Genomic DNA, 25,219 nt, shown 5'->3' on the forward strand with positions numbered 1-25,219 from the left:
GATAAAAATCACCGATAAGTTCAGTCACAAGGAGGAATATGCGCTTGTTTTTCGCAAACAGATGCATTATACCGGCGGTCAATAACATGAAAGACTTTGAGAAATCGCTTGAAGGGCCGTATGAAACGATCGTCATTCTTGACAGCCATATTGCTCAGGTCGGGAATATGGTGCGGATGGCAAAAAGAAGGAACAAAAACGTCTTCCTGCATGCCGATTTAATTCATGGACTGAAGAACGATCTTTACGCCGCTGAATTCATCTGCCAGAATATTCGTCCCGATGGATTGATTTCGACGCACAGCGAGATGCTCAATATCGCTAAGAAAAGAGGTCTGGCGACCGTTCTCCGCTTCTTTTTGCTGGATTCGCGCTCGATTGAAACCAGTTACCGTCAGCTGGAACAGGTGAAGCCGGACATGGTTGAAGTGCTTCCCGGACTGATTGACGACATGATCCGGGAAATTGGCAACCGGACAGGCATTCCTGTCGTTGCCGGCGGACTGATTCGAACCCGGGAAGAAATCCGGAAGGCGTTTGCGGCAGGTGCCGTTGCCGTCTCCACTTCAGACAGAAATCTCTGGACTGTACGCGAACACGTTTATTAGCGATTAACTTTTAAGGATCTGCTAGACTTAGCTATTGCTTTCTGTGTGAAATGCGCGCATTTATTTCAATTTGCGCGCGATTTTTCAGAAATACGCGCGATTTTTCAGAAATGCGCGCATTTCCGGATGATCATCCAGTTCTTGTGATTTAATTTTTGCCGATGATTGACAGCGTTTACATTTTGAATTAAGATGGTCCTTGTAAAAGTTAATGATTCTTCAATGGATATTGAGATCGGGTATTTCCACTTCAGCAGTATTGCGCTTCTTGCGTGATGCCGCTGGAGTATTTTTTTGCCCCGATTTCATCTCAAATTGATGAAGGAGGCAAGAATCATGTCTGGTTTTTTAGGTGAACTGATCGGTACGATGATTATGATCGTCCTCGGCGACGGGGTCTGTGCCGGTGTCAATTTAAAGAAGTCCTACGCCCATCAATCCGGGTGGATCGTGATCGCCATGGGCTGGGGTCTTGCCGTAGCCATCGGCGCCTATGCGGTCGGTCGGTTCAGCGGCGCCCACTTGAATCCGGCGCTGACGCTCGGACTTGCGTCCATCGGCGCGTTCCCGTGGAGCAAAGTTCCGGCCTATCTGGCAGGACAGATGATCGGCGGCTTCCTTGGCGGCTGTATCGTCTTTCTCCATTATCTCCCCCACTGGCGCGAAACAGACAACGCTTCGGTCAAACTCGGAATTTTTTGCACCGGACCGGCGATCCCTCATAAATGGGCCAACCTGCTGAGTGAAATTATCGGCACATTCATCCTGCTTGTCGGCATTCTGTCTATTGGTGCGAACCGGTTTGCCTTTGGTCTGAATCCGCTGATCGTCGGTTTCCTGATCGTGGTCATCGGCCTGTCACTCGGCGGGACCACGGGCTACGCCATCAACCCTGCGCGAGACCTTGCCCCGCGTATCGCCCATGCCGTCCTTCCGATACCCGGCAAGGGCAACTCCAATTGGGGCTATTCCTGGATCCCGGTGTTCGGTCCGATCATCGGCGGCGTTTTCGGCGCGCTGTTCTACCAGGCTTTCTTCCTGGGCAAACTGATGCCGGTCTTCTGGCTGTTCGCGGCGATCATTGCACTCGTTGTCATCGCCGCCGTCTATGATGAATATAAGAGTCACGCTGCTTCTGCGATACAGAAAAAATCGGCTTTCAGCCAGAGATAAATAAATTCTGAGGAGGATGATTGCATCATGAAAAAATATATCATGGCACTCGATGCCGGAACAACCAGTGTACGGGCGATCATTTTTGATGAAAACGGAACTGCTGTTCAAGTTTCACAAAAAGAATTTCATCAGTTTTTCCCAAAATCCGGCTGGGTCGAACAGGATGCCAATGAGATCTGGTCTTCGATTCTGGCGGTCATTGCCGACGTCCTGACTTCCAGTGAGATTCAGCCGAAACAGGTTGCCGGAATCGGCATTACCAATCAACGTGAAACCACGGTGATCTGGGATAAGACGAACGGCCATCCGGTCTATCATGCGATTGTCTGGCAGTCGCGTCAGACAGAAGACATTTGCAATGAACTTCGTAAGAAAGGTTTTAGCCAGATGGTGCACAATAAGACCGGACTTTTGATTGATCCTTATTTCTCCGGTACTAAGGTTAAATGGATCCTCGATCATGTCGACGGTGCCCGGGAAAAAGCTGAAAAAGGGGATCTGCTGTTTGGTACAATCGACACCTGGCTGATCTGGAAACTCTCCGGCGGCCGGGCCCATGTCACAGATTATTCGAACGCATCGAGAACGTTGATGTTCAATATATATGATCTTAAGTGGGATGACGAGCTGCTGCAGATGCTCGGCGTACCGAAAACGATGCTTCCTGAGGTCCATGCTTCTTCAGAGACCTATGCGAAAACCGTCGACTATCACTTCTTCGGTGCTGAGGTGCCGATTGCCGGGATTGCCGGTGACCAGCAGTCCGCACTGTTCGGTCAGGCCTGCTACGATAAAGGCATGGTCAAAAGTACGTATGGTACCGGCTGCTTCATGCTGATGAATACCGGTGAGACGCCCGTTCAGTCCAAGAGCGGCATGCTGACGACCATCGGCTGGGGCCTCAACGGGAAAGTCACCTATGCCCTTGAAGGCAGTATCTTTGTCGCCGGATCGGCCATTCAGTGGCTGCGCGACAGCATGCGGATGATTAAAACGTCGCCTGAAAGCGAGGATTATGCAACCCGCGTGTCGTCGACCGACGGGGTCTATCTGGTTCCTGCTTTTGTCGGACTCGGCACACCTTACTGGGACAGCGATGCGCGCGGTGCGGCTTTCGGGCTGACGCGCGCAACGACGAAGGAACAGTTTATCCGCGCGACCGTTGAGTCACTGGCCTATCAGACGAAAGACGTTCTGGATGCCATGGAAAAGGACTCCGGTATCCAGCTGAAAACGCTGAAGGCCGACGGCGGCGCTTCCCTGAACAATTTTCTGATGCAGTTCCAGAGCGATCTGCTCGGCGTCCGGGTCGAACGTCCGACGAACATTGAGACGACCGCACTCGGTGCAGCCTATCTGGCAGGACTGGCCGTCGGTGTCTGGAAAGATAGCGATGAGATCAGAAAAATCTGGAAGCTGGGAAAAGCCTTTCAGCCAACAATGAATGAGGATACGCGGGCTCAACTGTACAGCGGCTGGAAGCAGGCCGTAGCAGCGACCCGTGCCTTCAAGCCTTCCGTTAAAAAACAGGAAGCTGATACCGTCACCGACTGATGAGCAGATGATTTGAAATGTGAAAGCGTTTGCCGGACAATGAGACTGGAAAAGTTAATTGCCGGTCATGACTATGGAGCGACCGTCATGTGCATTCAGGGAAATTTTTTCCCGTATTTCAGGATGCACACGACGGTCCTTTATTTTGTACCCGGCAAATCATCATTCTATTGGAGGACAGCAAAATGACTTTTTCTACACTGGAACGTCCGGCTTACTTACAGAAGATGGCCGATACACAACTGGACCTGCTGATTATCGGCGGCGGCATCACCGGGGCCGGCACCGCACTCGATGCGACGGTCCGCGGATTGAGAACAGGTCTGGTCGATATGCAGGATTTCGCCGGCGGCACGTCAAGCCGCTCCACAAAACTGGTTCACGGCGGTTTACGCTACCTGAAACAATTTGAAGTCCGGATCGTCGCCGAAGTCGGTAAGGAACGGGCCATTGTCTATGAAAATGCACCGCATGTCACGAGTCCGGAAAAGATGATGCTGCCGATTTATAAAGGCGGCACGTTCGGCAGATTCTCGACATCGATCGGACTTCGCGTCTATGATTTTCTGGCGGGCGTCCGGAAAGACGAACGAAGGACAATGCTGAGCCGCAGGGAAACATTGAAGAAAGCCCCGTTGCTGAAAAAGGACGGGTTGATCGGCAGCGGCTATTATGTCGAATACCGGACCGACGATGCACGCCTGACAATTGAAGTCATGAAAGAAGCTGTCCGGCGCGGGGCCACGGCCGTCAACTATGCGCGTGTCGAGGACCTGGTCTATGATACGAATCATCGTCTGACCGGTGTCAGAGTCACCGACCGTTTAACCGGTAAGTTGTACACGATTCATGCGAAAAAGATTGTCAACGCGGCCGGACCGTGGGTGGATACGATCCGCACTATGGATCACTCCAAAAAAGGCAAGCACCTGCACCTGACCAAAGGGGTACACATCGTCATTGACAGCAAACGGTTCCCATTAAAGCAGGCGATCTATTTCGACACGACGAACGGGGACAAGCGGATGATTTTTGTCATCCCCCGCGACGGCAAAGTATACGCCGGCACAACCGACACCACCTACTCCGCCTATCCGATCAATCCCGTTCCGACAGTGAAGGACCGCGACTACATTCTTGACGCGATCAACGGCATGTTCCCGACCGTTCACCTGACTGCCGGTGATGTGGAATCGAGCTGGGCAGGCGTGCGGCCGCTGATTCAGGAAGAGGGAAAGTCGCCGTCCGAGATCTCGCGTAAAGATGAGATTTTCCTGTCGGATTCCGGCTTAATCTCGATCGCCGGCGGCAAACTGACTGGCTACCGAAAAATGGCGGAACGCGTGGTCGACGAAGTGACCAAACAACTTCATGAGGAAAACGGCATCAATTATCCACCTTGCACAACTGTGGACGTTCCCCTGTCCGGCGGTCATTTCGGCGGTTCGGCCCATTTCCCTGAATTTGTCCATAAGAAAACGGCGGAAGGCACCGAACTGGGGCTGTCGGAGCAGGACGCATGGGATCTGGTCCGGAAATACGGGACGAATGCCGATACCCTGTTCCAGCTGATCCGTAGTGGCCAAAACAAACCGCATCAGGACGCTCTTTCTCCGCTCATTCGTGCCACCGTCGACTATGCGCTGACCGAGGAGATGGCTGCTTCTCCTGTCGACTATTTTACACGTAGAACCGGCACAACCCTGTTCAATATCTCCTGGGCAAAAAAATGGGCGGAGCCGGTCATCGATTACATGGCTGACCGGCTTTCCTGGAATCAGGAACAAAAAGCACATTTTCAAGCAGAGCTGGCGAAAGCTTTCGATGAAGCATCGAAACCTGCCGGCAACTGAACGCTCTCTTCCATAATTGAAACCCCGCGCAAAATCAGAGATTGATCTGGCTGCGCGGGGTTTTTGTCTGCTTTTAATGCAACAGGCTGTATCATCTATTTACCGGCTGGTCCTCTTTGAGACTCGGTTCTTCCATCGAAATCTGCCAGTTGATCGGCGTTTCGCCGGCAGACTCCAGATAACGGTTGGCACGGGAAAACGGATGGCTGCCGAAGAACCCATATCGAGCGGAAAACGGACTCGGGTGTGACGACTTAATGATGAAGTGCTGCGGGTTGGTAACCAGCACTTCCTTTGCCTGAGCGTTGCGCCCCCAGAGGATGAAGACAATCGGCGTCTTGCGCTCATTCAGATCACGGATCACCGCGTCGGTAAACTTCTCCCAGCCCATCCCCTTATGCGAATTTGCGGCACCGCGGCGTACCGACAGCACCGTATTGAGCAGCAGCACACCCTGTCGCGCCCATTCGATCAGGCAGCCATGCTTCGGAATCGCGCAACCGAGATCATCATGCAGCTCTTTGAAAATGTTCTGCAAAGACGGCGGCTGCGGGACGCCGGGTTTGACCGAAAAACTGAGGCCGTGCGCCTGTCCCGGTTCATGGTAAGGATCCTGTCCGAGAATCACAACTTTTACTTTCTCGTAAGGCGTATATTTCAGCGCATTAAAGAGATCGTACATATCCGGATAAATCGTTTTCGTCGTGTACTCTTCCTTCAGAAATTCTCTCAGTTTCAGATAGTAGTCTTTATGAAATTCCGGTTCCAGCAATGGTTCCCAATCGTTGTTCAGAATATGTTTCACTGTTTCTCCACCTCAGTCTGTACCCTTTCTATGATATGGTCCGTACACCAGTTTCCAATTATGATTTGTCCGGGCCTGGATCACTTTCTGCTTTTCAAAAGCATCGGCCATGATCTCCGCGACATCAACCGGAATATCCTTGATCACCGGGCGGCCGCGGAACATCTGATAATCACCGCCGCCTCCGGACCGATAATTATTCATCACGACGTCGTAACGTCCATCCGGAGTTACCGGTGCGCCATGATACTCCAATTTCACAATCCGGCTTCCCACCGGCTTGGAGATATCCATGATATAATGAATGCCTTCCCACATATCATAATTGTAATGCTGCGGTTTCGGCGTCGTAAACGAGGGACTGACCGTGACCTTTCCGTTTAACAGCATGAAATAGGAGGCCGACCGTTCGAGCGCCGCACGCATGTCGCGGCCGCTGATCCGGATCACTTTCAGGGTATTCGGATAGATATAATTGGCCATAATATCGCGCATGGTGACGTGTTCCGGCAGTCCCGGTGAGGCATTGTCGAACAGAGCAGTCAGTGAAATATCCACCCCGGACACCTTCATTTGCAGCCAGTTGATAAACTCAATCAGCGGATGATCGCGGGTCCGCACGTCCATCGGATCGGTCACCCGCATATCGCCCTCGATCCGGCCGAGCGGACGGTTGAGCCAGGCTTCCGTATCCGCTTCATAAGGATCGGTCAGGCGCAGCAGCTGCCGGTCGGCAGGGACACCGCTGACCGAGAGCAGCCCGGAACGCTTTCCGGTGATCTGCCACCGCTCCCCCTTACTTGCCAGATCCACAACAACTTTTCCGAGATACTTCCCGTTCACTCCCGGCTGGACGATGGTCACACCGTGGATGATTTTGCCGCTGATCCGGCGGTGCTGGTGGCCGGTCAGAAGGACGTCCACTCCGGGTACATCGGTACAGATCCGGTAGCCTTCATTTTCTCCGTCCGGTGTTTCCGTTGCTTCGCCGCTGTCCGGGTCACGTTCAAAGCCGCCATGATAGGCAACCACGACCACATCGGCCCGCCCTTCATTTTTCAGCCGCGGGATCCATCTCCGGGCTGTTGCCACCGGATCGTCGAAACGCATTCCCAAAATATTTTCAGGTTTTTCCCAGACGGGGATGTACCGTGTGGTTAAGCCAAGCACCGCAACCCGGACTCCATTTGCAAATTCTTTTATCAGATACGGGCGGCCAAAGTACGGCTGTCCTGTTTCCGAACTGACAATATTGGCTGAAAGCCAGGGAAAATCAGAGTTGCGTATGGTCTTTTCAAGTACTGCACGTCCAAAATTAAAATCATGATTACCGATAACCGCACCGTCATACCCCAGTCTGTTTTCGAGCAGGACCATCGGATTCGGCCTTTTATGATCGCATTTGACATAATGATAAAGAAGCGGCGTTCCCTGGATAAGGTCCCCGTCGTCGATCAGCAGTATCTGATTTCCGGCAGCCTGTTCACGCCGGATCAGGGTCGCTGCTTTCCCGAGCCCGACATCCCGGCAGGACTGATCCGCATAGCTGACCGGATAGATGCTTCCGTGAAGATCGCTTGTTTCCAGTATCACTAGTTTCGTCGTGTCCATCGTTTTTCCTCCGCTTCTCTTACATACTATCATTTCACGCCGTTTCTGTGGCAAGGATTACCCTATTTTCGGACAGGATCGGATGTCTTTTTCAGTTGCTTCCTTTCTATGGAGACGAGAAATCACGTATAATAGACAGAGATCGATTCAGGGACACATACTTACGTCATCACGCACGCGACGAATAAACCTCAGGAGGTGCTCCAGTGAAATTCCGCGGCTATGCGTTTTTATCCATGCTCGTACTCATACTGATTGTTGTCCTTTCCGGCTGCGGCCATCAGCCGACTGCCCAGGACAGGCTGAATCAATATGTGAAAGCCTGGCAGAAACAGGATTATGCGAAAATGTACAGTTATCTCTCGAACAAAGCCAAGAAGTCCATCAGCAAAGACGACTTCGTCACGCGCTATCAGACCGTCTACGAAGGTATTTCGGCCGACAAATTCACGGCATCTGTGAAACAGCCGTCTAAAGAAAAACCGGGTTCCGTGCCGCTTAAAGCAACACTTGACACAGCGGCAGGTCCGGTTACGTTCAATCAGAAGGTTCAGCTAAGGCAGCAGAAAACCAATAAGGAAACAAACTGGTATATCGACTGGCAGCCGTCGCTGATTCTGCCTGAAATGAAAGCCGGCGACATGGTCCGGATCACTATCGTCCCGGCTAAAAGGGGCGATATTCTCGACCGCAACGGAAAACGTCTGGCTGTCGACGGCACCGCCGCGCGGATCGATGTTGTGCCTGGAGAACTGGGCAAGGGGGCTGCACGGACGAAAACCATCCGCCGGCTGGCAAAGATACTGGCGATCACGCCTCAGAGCATTGAAGATGCCATGAAGGCCGGCTGGGTGAAGCCCGACAGTCTGGTTCCGGTACGGACGGTCGCCAGTTCGGATAAGGCACTGGTCAAACGTGCAACCACGCTTAAAGGGGTCTACCGGACCTCCGTACCGAGCCGTGTCTATCCGGACGGTGCAGCTAGCGGGCACCTGACCGGGTACGTCGGGCCGATCACCGCGGAACTGCTGAAAACTCATTCAGGTCAGGGCTACAATGCGCAGTCGGTCATCGGCCGCACCGGCCTGGAACAATTGTATGAGAAACAGCTTCGGGCCCGGGACGGCGCGATCATCCGTCTCTATAACGCAGCCGGACAGGCCTATAAAACCGTTGCTGAAAAGCAGCCGAGAAACGGAAAGGATATCCAGCTGACGATCGATGCGAAGGTGCAGGATGCAATGTACGGCCAGTTGAAGAAGAACAGCGGCGCTGCCGTTGCGATCAATCCGACCAGCGGTGACATTCTCGGCCTTGTCAGCGCACCATCCTATGATCCCAATCAGTTTGCCATGGGCATTTCAAACAGCGCTTATAAAAAGCTGAGCACGGATCCGAAGCAGCCGCTGCTCAACCGCTTTTCAGGCGTCACAACGCCGGGATCCACCTTCAAACCGATCACCGCAGCCATCGGACTGAGCCATAACGCGATCCGCCCGTCACAGCAAGTGGCCATCAATGGACGGCGCTGGCAGGCGGACAAGTCCTGGGGCAACTTCCATGTCACACGGCTGGACTCTGAGCCGAAAGTTAATCTGGAATCGGCACTGTACCTGTCCGACAATATCTATTTCGCACAGGCTGCACTGAAGATCGGCGGCAGCACATTTGCCGGAGACAGCAAACTGTACGGTTTCGGTGAAGCCCTGCCTGTCCCGTATCCGATGCATGCGTCGACAATTTCCAATGACGGTACATTAAACAATGACTTACTGCTTGCCAATTCCGGTTACGGCCAGGGACAGGTCAGTGTCAATCCGCTGCATCTTTCGCTGATTTACTCTGCTTTTGTCAATGACGGAAGCATCATACGTCCCCGCCTGATCAAGACAGATGCCGCCCCGCAGATGTGGAAGAAGAATGTCATGTCGCCGCAGGTGGCCCAGCTGCTGAATAAAGATCTGATCCAGGTCGTCGCAAATCCTGCCGGGACGGCGCATGCAGCACAGATCAGCGGCGTCACTCTGGCCGGAAAGACCGGTACGGCTGAATTCAAGAAGTCACAGAAGGCAACCGGACGCGAAAACGGCTGGTTTGTTGCCTACGATGCCGGAAAGAAAAATCTGCTCGTCACGATGATGGTTGAAAACACGCAGAAGAGCGGCGGCAGCCATGTCGTCACGCCCAAAGTGAAAGCCGTCTTCCACAAGGTCCAGAGCCGCTGATTGATTTGCGGTACATGTTACTTAAAAGTAGGCTCTGCTGTTTGACTTGTCTGTTGTTTTTCGCTGCAGGCGCTCGTTTTCCGCGGGAGTCTCGCGCCTTCCGCTCAGAACAACACAGCATAAATCACCAGTAAACGTGAAAAGATCCTAAATATAAAGCAGGGCCGGATTTTTCCGGTCCTGCTTTTGTGCTGCCTTTATTTTAACAATCAGTTCATATTGGCTTTAACGTATTCAAGCACTTCTTCAGCGGTGTCCATATTCAGGAACGCTTCCTTGTGTTTCGCCAGTTCTTCTTTGGAAAGGCGGAGCAGCTGGCTTCTCGCCGGCAGGATGGATGTGGCGCTCATGCTGAATTCGTCAAGTCCCAGTGCCAGCAGCACCGGAATCGCCGTCGCGTCGCCGGCCATTTCGCCGCACATCCCGGCCCAGTGACCTTCCTTATGTGCTGCGTCAATGACATGGCTGACGAGACGAAGAATCGACGGGTTAACCGGCTGATACAGATAGGAGACATGCTCGTTCATCCGGTCGGCCGCCATCGTATACTGAATCAAATCGTTTGTCCCGATGCTGAAGAAGTCTGCTTCTTTGGCAAAGCGATCGGCCAGAACCGCAGCTGCCGGAATCTCCATCATCATGCCGACCTGAATCTGATCGGAAACCTTTGTTCCGGCGGCAACCAGTTTATCTTTTTCTTCAAAAAGAATCTTCTTGGCCTGGCGCAATTCATTGATCGTCGCGATCATCGGGAACATAATCCGGAGTTTGCCGTAGACGCTTGCTCTCAGCAACGCACGCAATTGTGTACGGAAAATATCCTGGCGTTCCAGACAGAGACGAATCGCACGGAAACCGAGGAACGGGTTCATTTCATGCGGCAGCGGCAGATACTTGAGCTTCTTATCGCCGCCGATGTCCAGCGTACGGATAACAACCGGTTTGCCGTCCATCTTTTCCAGAACTTCTTTATAAGCCTCGAACTGTTCGTCTTCCGTCGGCAACTGGTCGCGGCCCATATACAAGAATTCAGTACGGTACAGACCGATGGCTTCGCCGCCATTGTTGACAACGCCGGTCACGTCGCCCGGATTGCCGATATTGGCACCGAGAATCACATGCGCGCCGTCCTTCGTCTTTGTCGGCTCATGAAGCAGTTTCTTCCATTCTGCCTGCTGTTCTTTATAAGCAGCCGCTTTCTGCTTGTATTCTTCAATCTCTGCATCCGTCGGATCAAGAATCACTTCACCCTTGAGCCCGTCGACAATCGCCGTCTCTCCGTCTTTGGCAGTTTCCAGCACCGTCTTTGTACCGACAACGGCCGGAATCTCCATGGAGCGGGACATGATCGCCGAGTGCGACGTCCGGCCGCCGACATCCGTCGCAAAACCTTTAACATATTTACGGTTCAGCTGCGCTGTATCGGACGGTGTCAGGTCCTGGGCAATAATGATCGTTTCCGAAGTAATGCTCGCCGGCGTGGTAAATGAAACACCGAGCAGATGAGCCATCAGCCGTTTGGAAACGTCGCGGACGTCGGCTGCTCTTTCTCTCATATAGGCATTGTCCTTCATCGCTTCGAAAGTCTGAATGAAGAAGGCCGCTACATCATGCAGTGCTGCTTCTGCGTTCACCCCTTCGTCATCGATCTTGCCGGCAATCTGTCCGACAAATTCAGGATCGCTCAGGAACAGCAAGTGTGCGGCAAAGACTTCTGCCTTGTCCTTGCCCAGTTCCTTTTCAGCAGTTTCCTTGATCTTCGTCAGCTCTTTCTTCGACACATCCAGTGCCTTGTTCAGCTTGTTTTTCTCAGCTTCCTTATCACTGACTGTCTTTCTTTCAAAAGACAGATCCGGATTCTTCAGAATAAATGTTTTTGCAATGGCAATGCCTGCAGATGCAGCAATACCCTTAATCTTTTCCGTCATGGTTACGGTTCACCCAGCCCTTCAAGATTAAAATTTCACGCTTTCGGTTGTCTTTTTATCCAGGTTCTGCAACCTGGTCAGAAGATGTCGAAAATGCGTTTTCATAATCATTAAAAAGAATTCATATTCTTTCAAAATACAGGTCAACGCTTATTATAGCAATAGTGTTTTCCTTTTGAAAGCGACTACAATACATTTTGCTCATTTGTCACATTTTGCCGGATCCCGTTTATTCTTACTGTGCGTCGGCAGCTTTCTGATCCGCGTCATTCTCAGCGAGCGGCCGTTTCCAGATACCGTACAGCAGGCCGGTTACCACAGCACCGATAATAATTGCCAGTGCGTACAGGAACGGATTGCCGTTGACCAGCGGAATGACAAAGATTCCACCATGCGGCGGCCGGAGTCCGATGTGGAACAGAAGGGACAAGCCGCCGGCGATCGCCGAACCGATCGTTGTCGAGACGATGACGCGGAGCGGATCCGCCGCACCAAACGGAATGGCGCCTTCAGAGATAAATGCGGCACCGAGCACATAGGCCACTTTTCCGGCGTCACGCTGTGCCCGATTGAACTTATGTGCAAACAGGGTTGTCGCCAGAGCCATACCGAGCGGCGGTACCATACCTCCGGCCATGACTGCCGCCTGCGGGTAGAAGTTGCCGGCACTGATCATGGCAATACCGAATGTGAAGGCAATTTTATTGAAAGGTCCGCCAAGATCGACGCCCATCATGCCGCCGAGAATGAGCCCGATCAGCACGAGGTTGCTTGTCCCGAGTCCGCCGAGCCACTGGGTCATCGCCGTCACGAATAGGCTGATCGGCTGATTGATCAGGAACATCAGCGATCCCGTGACGAAAATACCGAGCAATGGATAAATCAGTACCGGTTTCAGGCCATCCAGCGATTGCGGCCACTTCCGGAACAGCCACTTAATCAGTTCAACGACATAACCGGCCAGGAAGCCGGCGATCAGGCCGCCGAGAAAACCGGCATTGCTGGTCAGTGCCATCAGGCCGCCGACCATACCGGGCGCCAGTCCAGGTCTGTCGGCAATACTCAGTGCAATAAATCCGGCGAGAATCGGGATCATCAGGTACATGGCATTGCCCTGACCGATGAAACTCAGCAGTGTCGCAAAATTATGTACCTCTCCGACCGATGTCACCGGGCGCAGTTCAATGTGCATTAACGAAGCGATCATATAGGAGATCGCGACCAGAATACCGCCGCCGACAACGAACGGCAGCATATACGTAACGCCGTTCATCAGGTTTTTATAAATGTCGATCTTTCTGCCTTCCTTAGGTGCGCCGGCGGCTGCCGGTGCCTCACTGCCGTCACCCTCATAGACCGGTGCTTTGCCGTCCAGCACTTCCTGAATCAGCGCTTCCGGTTTGCGGATTCCGTCGGTCACCGGTGCCTGAACGAGCGGCTTGCCGCGGAACGGTTCAACATCAATCTTGATGCTGGCGGCAACAATAATCCCCTTGGCTTTCTTGATTTCATCCGGCTGCAGCCGGTTCTTGATCCCGGTGGAACCATTTGTCTGAACCTTGATCGACACGCCCATTTCCTTGGCCTTCTGCTTCAGCGCATCGGCAGCCATATAGGTATGAGCAATTCCGGTCGGGCAGCCGGTTACGGCGAGCACCTGATAGCCATCTTCAGACGGCTTCTCTTCGGCGGCAACATTTTTCGCACCGGCTTCCTGTTCATCAAACAGGCTGACAACCTCTTCAGCTGTGGCTGCGTTCATCAGTTTTTCCCGGAAATCCGGTTTAATCAGAAACGTCGACAGCGTCGACAGAGCTTCCAGGTGTGTTGCATTGGCGCCTTCTTCGGCGGCGATCATAAAGAACAGATGAGCCGGTTTTCCATCGAGCGACTGGAAATCGACGCCCTGCTTCGAGCGGCCGAAAGCAATCGCAGCTTCTTTGACGGCAGCCGTCTTCGAATGGGGAATTGCGACGCCGTCTCCGATCCCGGTTGTACTTTCACCTTCACGTTTATCAATTGCAGCACGGTAAGCAGCAAGATCGTTCAGCTTACCGGCTTTGTCGAGCGTACCGGCCAGTTCGTCAAGAACATCTTTCTTCGTCGTGCTTTTCAAATCCAGGTTTACAGTGGCGGCGGTTAATAAATCAGTAACTTTCATGCCTATTCATTCCTCCTGATTTTTTTCAGAAGGATGCTAAAGAAACCCGGCTGATCTGCCGCAGCCGATCAGCCGGCCTGCCCTAACATGCTTATCTTCTGATGTAATACCTTTACTGCTGCTAAATCAAAGGATCTCCAGGTTCCCGGATGCTCGGAACGCCTCGTCCGGCATCCGGGGACGTCCCGATCCGCAAAGTTAAATCGATGTGACCGTAATCTGCGGCAGAAGTTCTTCGACCTTTTCTGCCGTGCAGAGATCGACTGAGAACGCTGTGGCACTCCCTGAAGCAGCACCCTTCCGGAACGCTTTGCGGAAATCGCCGCTAACGGCATATTCGGACAGGAACCCGCCGACAAGAGAGTCACCGGCACCGACTGAATTTTTCAATATGCCCTTTGCCGGCGGAGCGAACAGATAGTCATTCTGATCAATGTATACGGCACCCTTGCCGCCCATTGAGACGATCACATGTGCGATACCTTCATCGACCAGTTGTCGGCCGTATTTCTTCACATCGTCCACCGAATTGATGGTCACACCGAAATAATCCCCTAATTCATGATGGTTGGGTTTGACCAGGAACGGTTTGACTTCGCCGCGGACAACCTTTGTGAATGCTTCGCCGCTCGTATCGGCGATCACTTTAGCTCCGGTCGCGCCGGCTTTGGCGATCATATCTCTGTAAATCGTCACCGGGAGCGTCGCCGGAACACTGCCCGACAGAACAAGAATATCTTTGTCGTTCAGTTTCGCCAGCTGAGCGAATAAAGCATCAAGCTGAGCATCGGTAATTGTCGGTGCGACGCCGTTGATCTCCGTTTCTTCGTCACTTTTCAGTTTGACGTTGATCCGTGTATCCCCGTCAACCGTAATGAAGTCGGTTTCAATACCCTCTGCGGCCAGCTTGCCTTTGATGAATTCGCCGGTAAAACCGCCGATAAAACCGAGGCATCTGGATGCCTGTCCGAGATGTTTCAGTACTCTGGACACATTGATTCCTTTTCCGCCCGGCATTTTCCTGTCGGTTTTCACGTGGTTCAGTTCCCCGGCTTTGAAATGATCGACCTGAACAAAATAGTCAATCGCCGGATTCAATGTACATGTGTAAATCACCATTTATCAACTCCTGTTATGTTTAATCGGATGATTCAGTTCTTGCCGGATGATGAAGTACAGCTTTTACGAGCGGTTTCATTTTTATATTCTGTCTCATTTTAACAGATCATACCAGGATCAGCCGGAACGAAAATCACGCTAAAGTCCGTACAGTTAAAATTATAGATGGATAACCGTTCAAATTCAATCATAAAGTGTCATTTCCAGTCATATTCTGTCGTTCGTGCAGCGGTACAAAAAAAAGAACCGTATGATCACACACGGTTCCGTTTGATAATATATCCTTTTTCAGTTAATTTTAACCCATCTGCGCATAGAGAATCCAGATCGTTCCGGCAACCACCGCAAATGCGACGTAAATGCCGAACAGAATACTGATCAGCTGGTGCACCGGTTCTGTGCCTTCAGTGACATGCATGAACATGAACAGCTGGATAAACGCCTGGAAAATGGCGAGTGCGACAATGATAGCGATTGTGACATTGACCGGGAGACTCAGACCGACAGCGATCCACAGGGCGAGAAAGGTCAGCGCCAGGGAAAGCAGCAGCCCGATCACTTGTTTCCAGGGAAATCCGGCATGTTCCTGCCGGATCGGCTGATTTTCATTTTCCTGCATCTTACATCACCCACCCTGTCAGATATACTGCGGTAAAGATGAAAATCCAGACCACATCAAGGAAGTGCCAGTAGAGACCGACAATGAACGCCTTGCGCGCCGTCACCGGAGTGATGCCGCGGCGGGCGAGCTGGATCAGGATCCCGGCGATCCAGACAATGCCCAGCGACACATGGGCACCGTGCGTGCCCAGCAGAATAAAGAATCCTGAGAGGAAGGCGCTCGTTTGCAGCGTTGCTCCCTCATGAGCCGCATAGGTGAAAAATTCATTGCCTTCAAAGCCGATGAACACAAGACCAAGCAGCACCGTGACGACCAGCCAGCCGATCAGTCCTTTGACATTATGGCGGCGCAGCTCAAGCGTACTCAGCCCGCAGGTGAAACTGCTGACGAGCAGAACCACTGTTTCGATCATCACCGGTCCAATTTTGAACAATTCATGGGCAGACGGACCGCCGGCAGTGTGGCTCTGAAGTACCAGGTAAGAACCGAACAAGGTACCGAAAAGGACCAGTTCAGCGGCGAGGAAAACCCAGAAACCGACGATTTTCAGATCGCCTTCTTCAGTTGAATACTCCAGCGGCAGGTCTTTTCTTTTCTTCGGGTTGAGACTCAGCAATGATTCAGCCATTATGATAACCTCCCCGCAGCACGCTCTGTCCGCTCGATTTCTTCAACCGGAATCAGATGCGCGTCATTGTAAACAAACGAGCGGGCGATCATGCAGCCAATAACGCCGATCACACCCGGAATGGCCATCCAGAACCACCAGAAGACAAAGCCGAATCCGGCAATGAACATGAATGCGGACATGACGACCGGGATTGCCGAGTTGTTCGGCATATGAATCGGCTTGTACGCTGCCGGAGCCTTTTCCTTTCCTGCCCGTTTGTCTTCTTTCATCGCTTCAAACGCATCACGGGTCGACACCGTCGGGATCGTTGCAAAATTGTATTCCGCCGCCGGTGAAGGAATTGACCATTCCAGTGTCCGTCCGTCCCACGGATCACCGGTTGTGTCTCTCTTGCCGTGAAGGGCGCTCCAGATAATGTTATAGGCCATAATGACAAATCCGACGCCCATGCCGAACGCACCGATCGTAATGACAAAGTTGACCGGCCCCCAGCCGAGCCCGGCCGGGTACGTATACATGCGGCGCGTCTGGCCCATCAGACCGAGGAAGTACATCGGCATAAAGCAAATATTAAATGAGATCATGAATACCCAGAAGGCCCATTTGCCCCGCTTCTCATCCAGCAGGTAGCCGAACATTTTCGGCCACCAGTAGTGGAGCCCGCAGAAGATGCCGAAGACGGTGCCGGCAATCAGCGTGCTGTGGAAGTGGGCGACAAGGAACGCACTGTTATGGTACTGATAATCGGCCGGCGCCATCGCCAGCATGACACCCGTAACACCGCCGATTGTAAAGTTCGGGATGAATGCCAGCGCCCAGAGCATCGGCGTGGTGAAATGGATTCGCCCTTTATTCAGTGTAAACAGCCAGTTGAAAATTTTCACACCGGTCGGTATGGCAATCAGCATCGTCGAGATGGAGAAAAAGGCATTGACCGGAGCCGTATTACCCATCGTAAAGAAGTGATGCAGCCAGGTGATAAAACTCAGCAGGGATATTGCGACCATCGACCAGACCATGATGGCGTAGCCGAACAGCGTCTTGTGTGCAAAAGTGGCAATCACTTCAGAGAAGATGCCGAATACCGGCAACAGAACGATATACACTTCAGGATGGCCCCAGAACCAGAACAAGTTGGCCCAGAGCATCGGCGAGCCGCCGCTGGCAATCGTAAAGAAATGCCCTCCGAAAATCCGGTCTACCGTCATCAATGCCAGAGCAACGGTGAATGCCGGGAAGGCAAAGATCATGATGACCGAAGTAATCAGAATCGACCAGCTGAACATCGGCATCTTGAACAAAGTCATCCCCGGTGCGCGCATTTTCAGAATGGTCACGAGGAAGTTGATCCCAGTGGCCAGCGAGCCGATACCGGAAATCTGAACGGCAAGTAAATAGTAGTTCTCGCCGACCCCCGGATTCAGTTCCGTTCCGGCATAAGGCGCATAAGCCGACCAGCCGGCATCCGGAGAACCGCCGATGACGAACGACAGATTAAACAGCATCGCGCCGGCGAAGAACAGCCAAAAGCTCACGGCGTTCAGAAAAGGAAACGCGACATCGCGAGCGCCGATCTGCAGCGGAACAGCGATGTTCATCAGTCCGAAAATAAACGGCATGGCGGCAAAGATAATCATGATCGTGCCGTGCGTCGTAAAAACCTGATTATAGTGATCCGAGTTCAGGAAAGTCATGCCCGGAAGTGCCAGCTGCGTCCGCATCATCAGGGCATCGACCCCGCCGCGGAAGAACATCAGCAAAGCGGCGATAATATACATAATGCCTATTTTCTTGTGATCGGTTGTGGTCAGCCATTCCTGCCACAGCCACTTCCATTTTTTGAAATATGTCAGTACAAAGAAAATAGCCAGTGTCACAAGGACGATTGATACATCTGCGCCATAGATCATCGGATCGCCGGTGACAAAGAAATGCGAAAGAAAATTTGTGATTGAATTCATCCTTACTTACCCCCTTTCCCGCTGTTGTCCATATTCATGCCGTGCATTGCATCATTGCCTGTCGGCTGTCCATTCATGTAGGCATTCATCTGTGCTTTGTTCAAGTCTTTGGCAACGATCGGCGGGTAGGACGAATACGTCTGCGGCTTCACCGTATTCGGCTTCAGCAGATTCATATAGGTATCGTGCGTCAGTGCCGGTTTGCTGCTCTTCACATTGTTCACCCAGGTATTGAAATCACTGGCAGAACGCGCCTGAACGGTGAACGTCATGTGGGCGAAACCCGTGCCCGAGAAGTTAGAGCTTCGGCCCTGGTAGTTACCAGGTTTGTCCGCCTGCAGCCACAATTTCATCGGCATATCGGTCATGGTATACTGCTGTCCGCCAAGTTCCGGCACCCAGAAGGCATTCATGGCATCATAGGCATGGAGATTAAATCTCACCGGGACTCCGGACGGAATCACCACATAGTTGACCGTTTCAATATTCTGTCCCGGGTAACGGAACAGCCATTTCCATTGAACCGAGGTGACATCGATCGTCAGCGTCTTTCCATGTACTGCCGAAGGTGCCGCGGCCGTCGCTTTCGGTGCCTGATCCAGGGCATAGAGTGTCTTCACCGTCGGCACAGCGAGCAGGATGCAGATCACCACCGGAACGATCAGCCAGATGACCTCCAGTTTCCGGTTGCCTGTATCATTGGGGTCAAATCCCTTGCTCTTTCTCCGGCCGAACCTTACAAGCACATAGATAAAAATAATGAGAACAATAGCTAAAACCAGGCTCATCATGATCAGTGACCAGACAATCAAATGGTACTGTGAACGGGCTACCGGACCCTGCGGGTTCATCACAACAATTTTGTCTGAACATCCGGTCAGCAGCGCGAGCAGCGGAAGCAGAATCACCGCTGCTTTCGCTCTGATGGTTTTCATCATTGTCTCTCTCCCCCCTTCTGTCTTTTCCAGTGGCTCAGTGAAAGCTGCATGTTGTTTGTCACTTTGGGCGCGTCTTCTCTCCATGGGAAAGTCCGTCAGGCAGCAAATGCAGCACTTGATTAACCATCACCTTACAGTAAAAACACCTTGACACGTTCACTGTAAACAAACATTCACATTATAGCATAAACTTTATATAATAACGCATAGCAAACACTATTGCTATATCGTTTCACACAGTTAATTCGATACGGTTCGACAAATTACGATAGTTCATTGTTTCGTCTCACAGTGTTCACACTTTCTACACAGTCTTATTATAGAAGAATCGTATAAATAATAGAAGCGTTTACATCCATTAACTTACATCTTTAAGCAGATGTAAAAAGAGGGCGGAAACCACATTAATGTGATTCCCGTCCTCTTTATTGCTGTGACATGCTGCTCATGATTATGCCGGCAAGACCAGATGCTGACCTGGATAGATCAGCGTCGAGGAAAGATGATTCAGGCGCATCAGCTTATTGACCGTAATCCCGTTCAGCGTCGCAATTGTCCAGAGATTGTCGCCGCTCTTTACCTGATAGCTTCCGCCGCTGACGGATGCGGTCCGGGCCGCCGCCTTCTGTGCGGAAGAAGTTGCCGGTGCAGAACCAGTCAGTTTCAGCTGCTGGCCGGGATAAATCAGATCGGAACGGAGCCCATTCGCCTGTTTGATCGCTTTCACCGATGTACTGTGCGCAGCCGCAATGGCCCACAGACTGTCGCCGCTCTTTACCGTGTAAGCGGAATTTGCCGCCCGGCCCGTCGTTCCTTGCCCGGATGATGGTGCCGGTGCAGAGGACGTCTTCTCAGCTGTTGCCCCACTGGATGCAGAACCTGACAGTTTCAGCTGCTGGCCAGGATAAATCAGATTGGAACGGAGCCCATTCGCCTGTTTGATCGCTTTCACCGATGTGCCGTGCGCCGTCGCGATCGCCCACAGGCTGTCGCCGCTCTTCACTGTGTAAGCGGATGCGGCCGGTGCAGCGACCGAAGCCGCTGACGACAGCGATGCAGAAGAAGATGTCTGTGCAGCCGGTTTTCCATCCAGAATTCTTTTCGCCAGCACAAAGCGAGGCTCCCAGTAAACCTGGGCATGGCCGCCGCTGAATACATTGGTGACGTGAACACCGAATGTGTCTTCCGTACTGATCATCTGCCCGTTGCCGATATAGATCCCGACATGACTGATTCGCCCATTGCCGGAGATGTCAAAGAACAGCAGATCGCCGGGCTGTAAATGATTCCGGTCTACGGTTGTCCCCCTGGTTGCCTGCTGTGCCGCAGTCCGCGGCAAAGTAATACCGGCTGCGGTCTTATATATGTACTGGGTAAACGAAGAACAGTCAAAGCTGGCCGTCGAAAATGCCGGTGCGCCGTAATTCATCGGTGTCCCCTTGAAATCAATGGCCCGATTGATAATCTCCTGACCTGTTGCCGCCGAAGCGCTCTGACCGGAAACAGAAAGGAAAAAACCTCCGGCGAGCACCGCAGGCACGATCATTTTTTTCATGATCCATCGCCTCCGAAAAGCTTAATGTTCTGTATGAATTGCGGATGATCCGTTCATTCTGAGTTGTTTCTTTAATATTACCATCTTTATCCACGGGATGGGTAATTTTTACCGAATCCTTTTTCACTCATGCATCCAGAGAAGCCAGGGTGATCTGCCGGTTAATCAGCGGGATCTGGCTCAACAGACTGGCCGCCGGCAGCGGTCTGCCGAACAAGTACCCCTGAGCCAGATCGCAATGCAGCTGTTTCAGGAACCGGACATGTTCCGCCGTCTCTACACCTTCGGCAACAACCTGCAGTTTCAGCTCCTCAGCCAGGGCGATGATCGTGCGGATCAATGCGGTATTGTGCTGGTTGTAGTAGTCCTTACGAATAAAAGACTGATCGATCTTCATCTGCGTCAGCGGCAGCGCCTTGAGATAATTCAGTGAATTATAGCCGGTTCCAAAGTCATCAATGCTGATTCCGGTACCAAGATCGCGCAGCTCGCCCAGTTTTCTGGCCATCATGAGCAGATCGGCATCCGCTGTCTCAGTGATTTCAAGATGAAGCAGCTGCGGTGGAAAATGCGTCTTCCGGAGTGTTTGTCGGACAAGGTCAGCCAGATTGTCCTGCAGGACCTGTTTCGGCGACAAATTGACCGACAGGCGAAAATCAAAGCCCAGCTCATTCCAGATTTTTGTCTGCCGGCAGGCGGTCTCCAGCGCCCACTCGCCGATCTCTTCAATGATCCCGATTTGTTCTGCAAGCGGAATAAACACGCTTGGCGAAATCACCCCGAGATTCGGGTGGACCCAGCGCATCAGTGCTTCATTGCCCTGCATCGTCCCCGAACGCAAATCAATCTGCGGCTGATAATACATGACCAGCTGATCGCGGCTGAGCGCCCGGCGCAGATCCATTTCCAGTTCCAGCTGCTTCTTCATCTTTCTGCCGATCGCCGGGTTGAAAATCTGATATTTCCCCTTGCTGACTTTTTTGGCGTAATGAATGGCTGCTTCCGCATGTTCGATCATCTGGCTCCGGTTATCGGCATCATCAGGGAAGAAGCTGATGCCCATCGTCACGGATTCATACCAGGGCGACTGGTTCAGGCTCAGGGGTCCGGTAAATTCCTCGCTGATCCTCTTCATATGCCGCTCCGCTTCTGCCCGCGAGATATCCTTCAGAAGAATTGCAAATGTGTCCCCCTGAAAATGGTACACATGATCACGCTCGCAGGCGGCAAGCCGTTTCGCGGCCAGAATAAGAAGCTGATTGCCAGCTTCATGACCAAGCGTGTCGTTCACCCGGGTAAGGCCGTCGACATCGACAAGGATCAGGGCAAACGAAACGGCCCCGCCATCCAGAATCTCATGCAGCATATCATGGCGCAGACGCAGGCGACCCGGCAGGCCGGTCATCGGATCCGTTCCCGGCTGATCCGATGGCGCAGACGGTTCGGAAGCGACCCGGATGGTACCCGCGTACAGTTTCCCGCCGCCGGAACTGCTGACCCGCTTTGCGGTGACGTTCAGTAAAATCTTCGACCCGTCACGCCGTACTCCGGTCAGTTTCGCTTGAAATTCCCTGCGCTTTCCCTCCCGGAGTTCTTTCAACAATTGTGCGGCATTCCCGGAATTTTCGACCGTTGTAATGTCCTGCCATTTCATCCTCTTAAAATCTTTAATGCTGTAATCCAATACAGCACATAAGCTCGGATTAACATAGATGAAGTGATCATTTTTCAGGATAAAAGCACCGTCGCTGAGACTGTCGGTCAGCTCCCGGATTGTTGTTTCCCGATTGCTTTCGGAATGCTGGAGCACGTGATGCAAATACAGCCATAAAACAATCAGGCAAAATATGGCGGATGCGGCCAGCATAATCACTGTCAATGCTCCGGGAGTCGCAATACTCATCAATACACCCGCTTTCTGATGAACCGTGATCAGGCAATCTATTTCCCATATCTTATATCGGCACATCAATGAATCTCTTAATATGAAAAAGATAATGTTCACAATTTCATTTTACCGGTTCCATCCATGCAGAAATGTTCTTTCTTCCCCGACTGTTACACCTGACAAAAGGAATCCGGATAGTTTTTTTTTCGCCGACTCATTATAATTAAGAAAACAGTGAATCCTTCAGGGAGGTAAAATAGTGATGAAACATTTCAAAGCAATGACGATCGCCGGTTCGGATACAAGCGGCGGCGCCGGCATGCAGGCAGATCTGAAAACTTTTCAGGAACTCGGCGTTTACGGAATGACGGCGCTGACTTGCGTCGTGACGATGGATCCCTTTCACCATTGGGCACATTCCGTCACCATGCTGGATGTCGATCTGCTCAAAAAGCAGCTGGCGACGATCGTGAACGGAATCGGTGTCGATGCGATGAAAACAGGAATGCTCGGTTCTCCTGAAGTGATTCAGACCGCTGCCGATACGATTCGGAACAATAAGTTAAAATCTGTTGTCATTGATCCGGTCATGATCTGCAAGGGTGCTGAAGAAGAACTCCAGCCGGAGCTGCAGCCGGAGAATACGGCCGCCATCCGGGAATTGCTGCTTCCTCAGGCGCTGATTACGACACCGAATCTGTATGAAGCCGCTAAACTTGCCGGAACTTCAGTGATTACGAATGTGGACGGCATGAAGAAGGCTGCGGCCAGGCTCGTTGCTCTCGGTGCGAAAAATGCGCTGGTCAAAGGCGGCAGCAGGCTGAAAGATACGGATCAGGCCATTGATGTCCTGTATGATGGGAAAAATTTCGACGTGATTGCTCGGGAAAAGATCGATACACCGAACATTCATGGTGCCGGCTGTACCTATGCTGCAGCGATCACCGCTGAGCTTGCCAAGGGCAACTCTGTACCGGATGCCGTCCATGTAGCCAAAGACTTTGTCACTGCCGGCATCCGCGCATCGTTCCCGCTCAACCAGTATGCCGGTCCGACCGACCACAGTGCCTACAAACGTCAGCTCATTGCCAATAAATAACAGGCAGCCCCGGAAGATTCGACCCCGGGGCTGTATTTTTACGCCAATAAAGATCAGAGGATCGATGCGCTATGACAGTGATTAAAAATATTTACTGCGTCGGCCGCAATTACGCGCTGCACGCCCAGGAACTGAATAATGCAGTCCCGGACGCACCGATGTTCTTCTTCAAGCCGACGCACGCCGTCGTGTGGACGGATGGAAAAACCGTCACATTGCCGGGTCATCAGGGAAGTGTCCACTATGAAGCAGAGTGGGTTATCCATATCGGCAGCGATTTCACACCCGGCGCAGCGGCAGACGACCTGATCGACAGCATGGCCCTCGGCATCGATTTTACCCTGCGCGACGTCCAGTCCGTCCTGAAGAAGAAGGGCTACCCGTGGCTCGCCGCCAAAGGCTTCCTTCATTCTGCCGTGCTGACGCCCTTTACCGACTTTCCCGGCATCAAGGCCTGCACGAAAGCAGATTTTTCACTGGAGATCAATGGGCATGAACGGCAGCGCGGCAACATCGGCCAGATGATTTTCGATCCGCAGGCCTTGATCGACTATTGCGGCACCCATTACGGTCTCGGAGCCGGAGACATCATCTTCACCGGCACGCCCGCCGGCGTCGGCCAGGTTGCCGATGGCGATCAGTTCGATCTGAAGTGGGGAGACGTCAGCCTCGGCGCATTCCGTGCAGCTCTGGAGAAGTGATCCGGTACGCCCGTATCTAAGTGCCGCCGAACATGAGCTGCAGCTTATGTTCTATCGTCAATCCGGATGCCGAGCGTTTGCAGCGGTCCCCTGGTGACAACCTGATAGATCCGGCGGGCCATATCCTGCTCTGAAATGTGCCTGCCGGTCCGGAACCACCATTCAATCAGTCCGATCATACCTGAGGAAATGAAAATCGGCAGGATCTCCATCGTTATCGCATCGGCATGACTGTCCGTCGGCAGAATCCCGCCGATTTCCCGGCGGAATTTGGCCAGGAAGCACTGCTGGAGCCGCCCTTTGAAATTGGGGACACCTTCATTAAACAGCATGGCACGGAAGAAGCGTTCATTCTTCCGGAAAAAAGTATAGATGCTGCTCAGAAAACGGATTCCCCGTTCCGGAACGATGATTCCGTTCTGGAAATAGTGCTGCGGCTGGAAGTGGCCGACCGTCGCATCCAGACCTTCCCGCATGACTTTATCCAGCAGGTCGAATTTATCTTTATAGTGCAGGTAGAATGTGCCGCGACCGATATTGGCGGCCTGCGTGATATCTTTTACCGTGATTTCATTAAAGTTCTTCTGCAGCAGCAGATCGAGAAAGCGGGAGCGGATCGCCGCCTGAGTTTTAACGATCCGAAGATCCGTCGTTCCACTCATGACTTTTTCCTCCTTTGATTGTGCCGTGCCGAATGATCCGTCGAAAAAAGACAGAATCATTCATAATGTCCATAAATGACCACATTGTGCTTTATTGAATATTGAACATTTGCTGGGAACAT

19 protein-coding genes are annotated in these 25,219 nt (G+C 52.3%); 7 read left to right on the plus strand and 12 right to left on the minus strand.

The annotated features are described in order from the left end of the window. The first annotated feature begins 44 nt into the window (after positions 1 to 44). From D889_RS0108250 to D889_RS0108270, 4 genes are all read left to right on the plus strand, one after another. Complete coding sequence (locus D889_RS0108250) at positions 45 to 608, plus strand: glycerol-3-phosphate responsive antiterminator (protein ID WP_010630694.1); 564 nt, start codon at positions 45 to 47, stop codon at positions 606 to 608. Between the two features lie 336 nt (positions 609 to 944). Next, positions 945 to 1,781, plus strand: a complete 837-nt coding sequence (locus tag D889_RS0108255; protein ID WP_010630695.1) for an MIP/aquaporin family protein — start codon at positions 945 to 947, stop codon at positions 1,779 to 1,781. 24 nt (positions 1,782 to 1,805) lie between these two features. Continuing rightward, entirely contained in the window at positions 1,806 to 3,338 is a 1,533-nt protein-coding gene (glpK, locus tag D889_RS14915) for a glycerol kinase GlpK (RefSeq protein ID WP_238537540.1), read from the plus strand. Positions 3,339 to 3,523: 185 nt separating this feature from the next. After that, the gene (locus tag D889_RS0108270; RefSeq protein WP_010630697.1) at positions 3,524 to 5,191 is read left to right on the plus strand and encodes a glycerol-3-phosphate dehydrogenase/oxidase; all 1,668 of its coding nucleotides are present in this window, start codon (positions 3,524 to 3,526) and stop codon (positions 5,189 to 5,191) included. A gap of 91 nt (positions 5,192 to 5,282) precedes the next feature. Here D889_RS0108270 and D889_RS0108275 read toward each other — a convergent pair whose 3' ends face one another. Next, the gene (locus D889_RS0108275) at positions 5,283 to 5,996 is read right to left on the minus strand and encodes a uracil-DNA glycosylase (protein ID WP_010630698.1); all 714 of its coding nucleotides are present in this window, start codon (positions 5,994 to 5,996) and stop codon (positions 5,283 to 5,285) included. A gap of 12 nt (positions 5,997 to 6,008) precedes the next feature. Beyond that, on the minus strand, positions 6,009 to 7,607 hold the full coding sequence (locus D889_RS0108280) for a bifunctional metallophosphatase/5'-nucleotidase (RefSeq protein WP_010630699.1): 1,599 nt from the start codon (positions 7,605 to 7,607) through the stop codon (positions 6,009 to 6,011). Positions 7,608 to 7,813: 206 nt separating this feature from the next. On the opposite strand from D889_RS0108280, the gene D889_RS0108285 reads away from it, so the two are divergent. Then, a complete protein-coding gene (locus D889_RS0108285; protein WP_010630700.1) occupies positions 7,814 to 9,832 on the plus strand; it encodes a penicillin-binding transpeptidase domain-containing protein in 2,019 nt (672 codons plus the stop codon). 209 nt (positions 9,833 to 10,041) lie between these two features. On the opposite strand, the gene ptsP is transcribed toward D889_RS0108285, so the two are convergent. The 9 genes from ptsP to D889_RS0108335 all read right to left on the minus strand — a co-directional run bounded on the left by ptsP (position 10,042) and on the right by D889_RS0108335 (position 22,650). Then, entirely contained in the window at positions 10,042 to 11,760 is a 1,719-nt protein-coding gene (gene ptsP, locus D889_RS0108290; RefSeq protein ID WP_010630701.1) for a phosphoenolpyruvate--protein phosphotransferase, read from the minus strand. A 235-nt stretch (positions 11,761 to 11,995) separates the two neighbouring features. Next, a complete protein-coding gene (locus D889_RS0108300) occupies positions 11,996 to 13,921 on the minus strand; it encodes a PTS fructose transporter subunit IIABC (protein ID WP_010630702.1) in 1,926 nt (641 codons plus the stop codon). 198 nt (positions 13,922 to 14,119) lie between these two features. Next, positions 14,120 to 15,037: a 1-phosphofructokinase gene (pfkB, locus tag D889_RS0108305; protein ID WP_026038986.1), complete on the minus strand. Its 918-nt coding sequence runs from the start codon at positions 15,035 to 15,037 to the stop codon at positions 14,120 to 14,122. A 301-nt stretch (positions 15,038 to 15,338) separates the two neighbouring features. Next, positions 15,339 to 15,659: a cytochrome aa3 quinol oxidase subunit IV gene (gene qoxD, locus D889_RS0108310; RefSeq protein ID WP_010630704.1), complete on the minus strand. Its 321-nt coding sequence runs from the start codon at positions 15,657 to 15,659 to the stop codon at positions 15,339 to 15,341. A gap of 1 nt (position 15,660) precedes the next feature. Then, positions 15,661 to 16,290, minus strand: a complete 630-nt coding sequence (qoxC, locus tag D889_RS0108315) for a cytochrome aa3 quinol oxidase subunit III (RefSeq protein ID WP_010630705.1) — start codon at positions 16,288 to 16,290, stop codon at positions 15,661 to 15,663. Further along, on the minus strand, positions 16,290 to 18,254 hold the full coding sequence (gene qoxB / locus D889_RS0108320; RefSeq protein ID WP_010630706.1) for a cytochrome aa3 quinol oxidase subunit I: 1,965 nt from the start codon (positions 18,252 to 18,254) through the stop codon (positions 16,290 to 16,292). Before qoxB ends, qoxC begins: the two co-directional genes overlap by 1 nt. A gap of 2 nt (positions 18,255 to 18,256) precedes the next feature. After that, on the minus strand, positions 18,257 to 19,189 hold the full coding sequence (gene qoxA, locus D889_RS0108325) for a cytochrome aa3 quinol oxidase subunit II (protein ID WP_141629368.1): 933 nt from the start codon (positions 19,187 to 19,189) through the stop codon (positions 18,257 to 18,259). A gap of 454 nt (positions 19,190 to 19,643) precedes the next feature. Continuing rightward, positions 19,644 to 20,747, minus strand: a complete 1,104-nt coding sequence (locus D889_RS0108330; RefSeq protein WP_010630708.1) for a LysM peptidoglycan-binding domain-containing protein — start codon at positions 20,745 to 20,747, stop codon at positions 19,644 to 19,646. Positions 20,748 to 20,874: 127 nt separating this feature from the next. After that, entirely contained in the window at positions 20,875 to 22,650 is a 1,776-nt protein-coding gene (locus D889_RS0108335; RefSeq protein WP_158511563.1) for a sensor domain-containing protein, read from the minus strand. Between the two features lie 247 nt (positions 22,651 to 22,897). Between D889_RS0108335 and pdxK the strand changes: the two genes are divergently transcribed. Together pdxK and D889_RS0108345 are read left to right on the plus strand one after the other, a co-directional pair. Continuing rightward, positions 22,898 to 23,734 (plus strand): pyridoxine/pyridoxal/pyridoxamine kinase, encoded by an 837-nt coding sequence (gene pdxK, locus D889_RS0108340; protein ID WP_010630710.1) that lies wholly within the window; start codon positions 22,898 to 22,900, stop codon positions 23,732 to 23,734. Positions 23,735 to 23,805: 71 nt separating this feature from the next. Continuing rightward, the gene (locus D889_RS0108345) at positions 23,806 to 24,435 is read left to right on the plus strand and encodes a fumarylacetoacetate hydrolase family protein (RefSeq protein ID WP_010630711.1); all 630 of its coding nucleotides are present in this window, start codon (positions 23,806 to 23,808) and stop codon (positions 24,433 to 24,435) included. A 44-nt stretch (positions 24,436 to 24,479) separates the two neighbouring features. Here the strand turns inward: D889_RS0108345 and D889_RS0108350 are convergent, their stop codons facing one another. Then, on the minus strand, positions 24,480 to 25,097 hold the full coding sequence (locus D889_RS0108350) for a TetR/AcrR family transcriptional regulator (protein ID WP_238537529.1): 618 nt from the start codon (positions 25,095 to 25,097) through the stop codon (positions 24,480 to 24,482). Positions 25,098 to 25,219 lie beyond the last annotated feature (122 nt).

Origin of the sequence: Sporolactobacillus vineae DSM 21990 = SL153 (genome assembly GCF_000377985.1) — a bacterium.
Taxonomy (GTDB): Bacteria; Bacillota; Bacilli; order Bacillales; family Sporolactobacillaceae; genus Sporolactobacillus; species Sporolactobacillus vineae.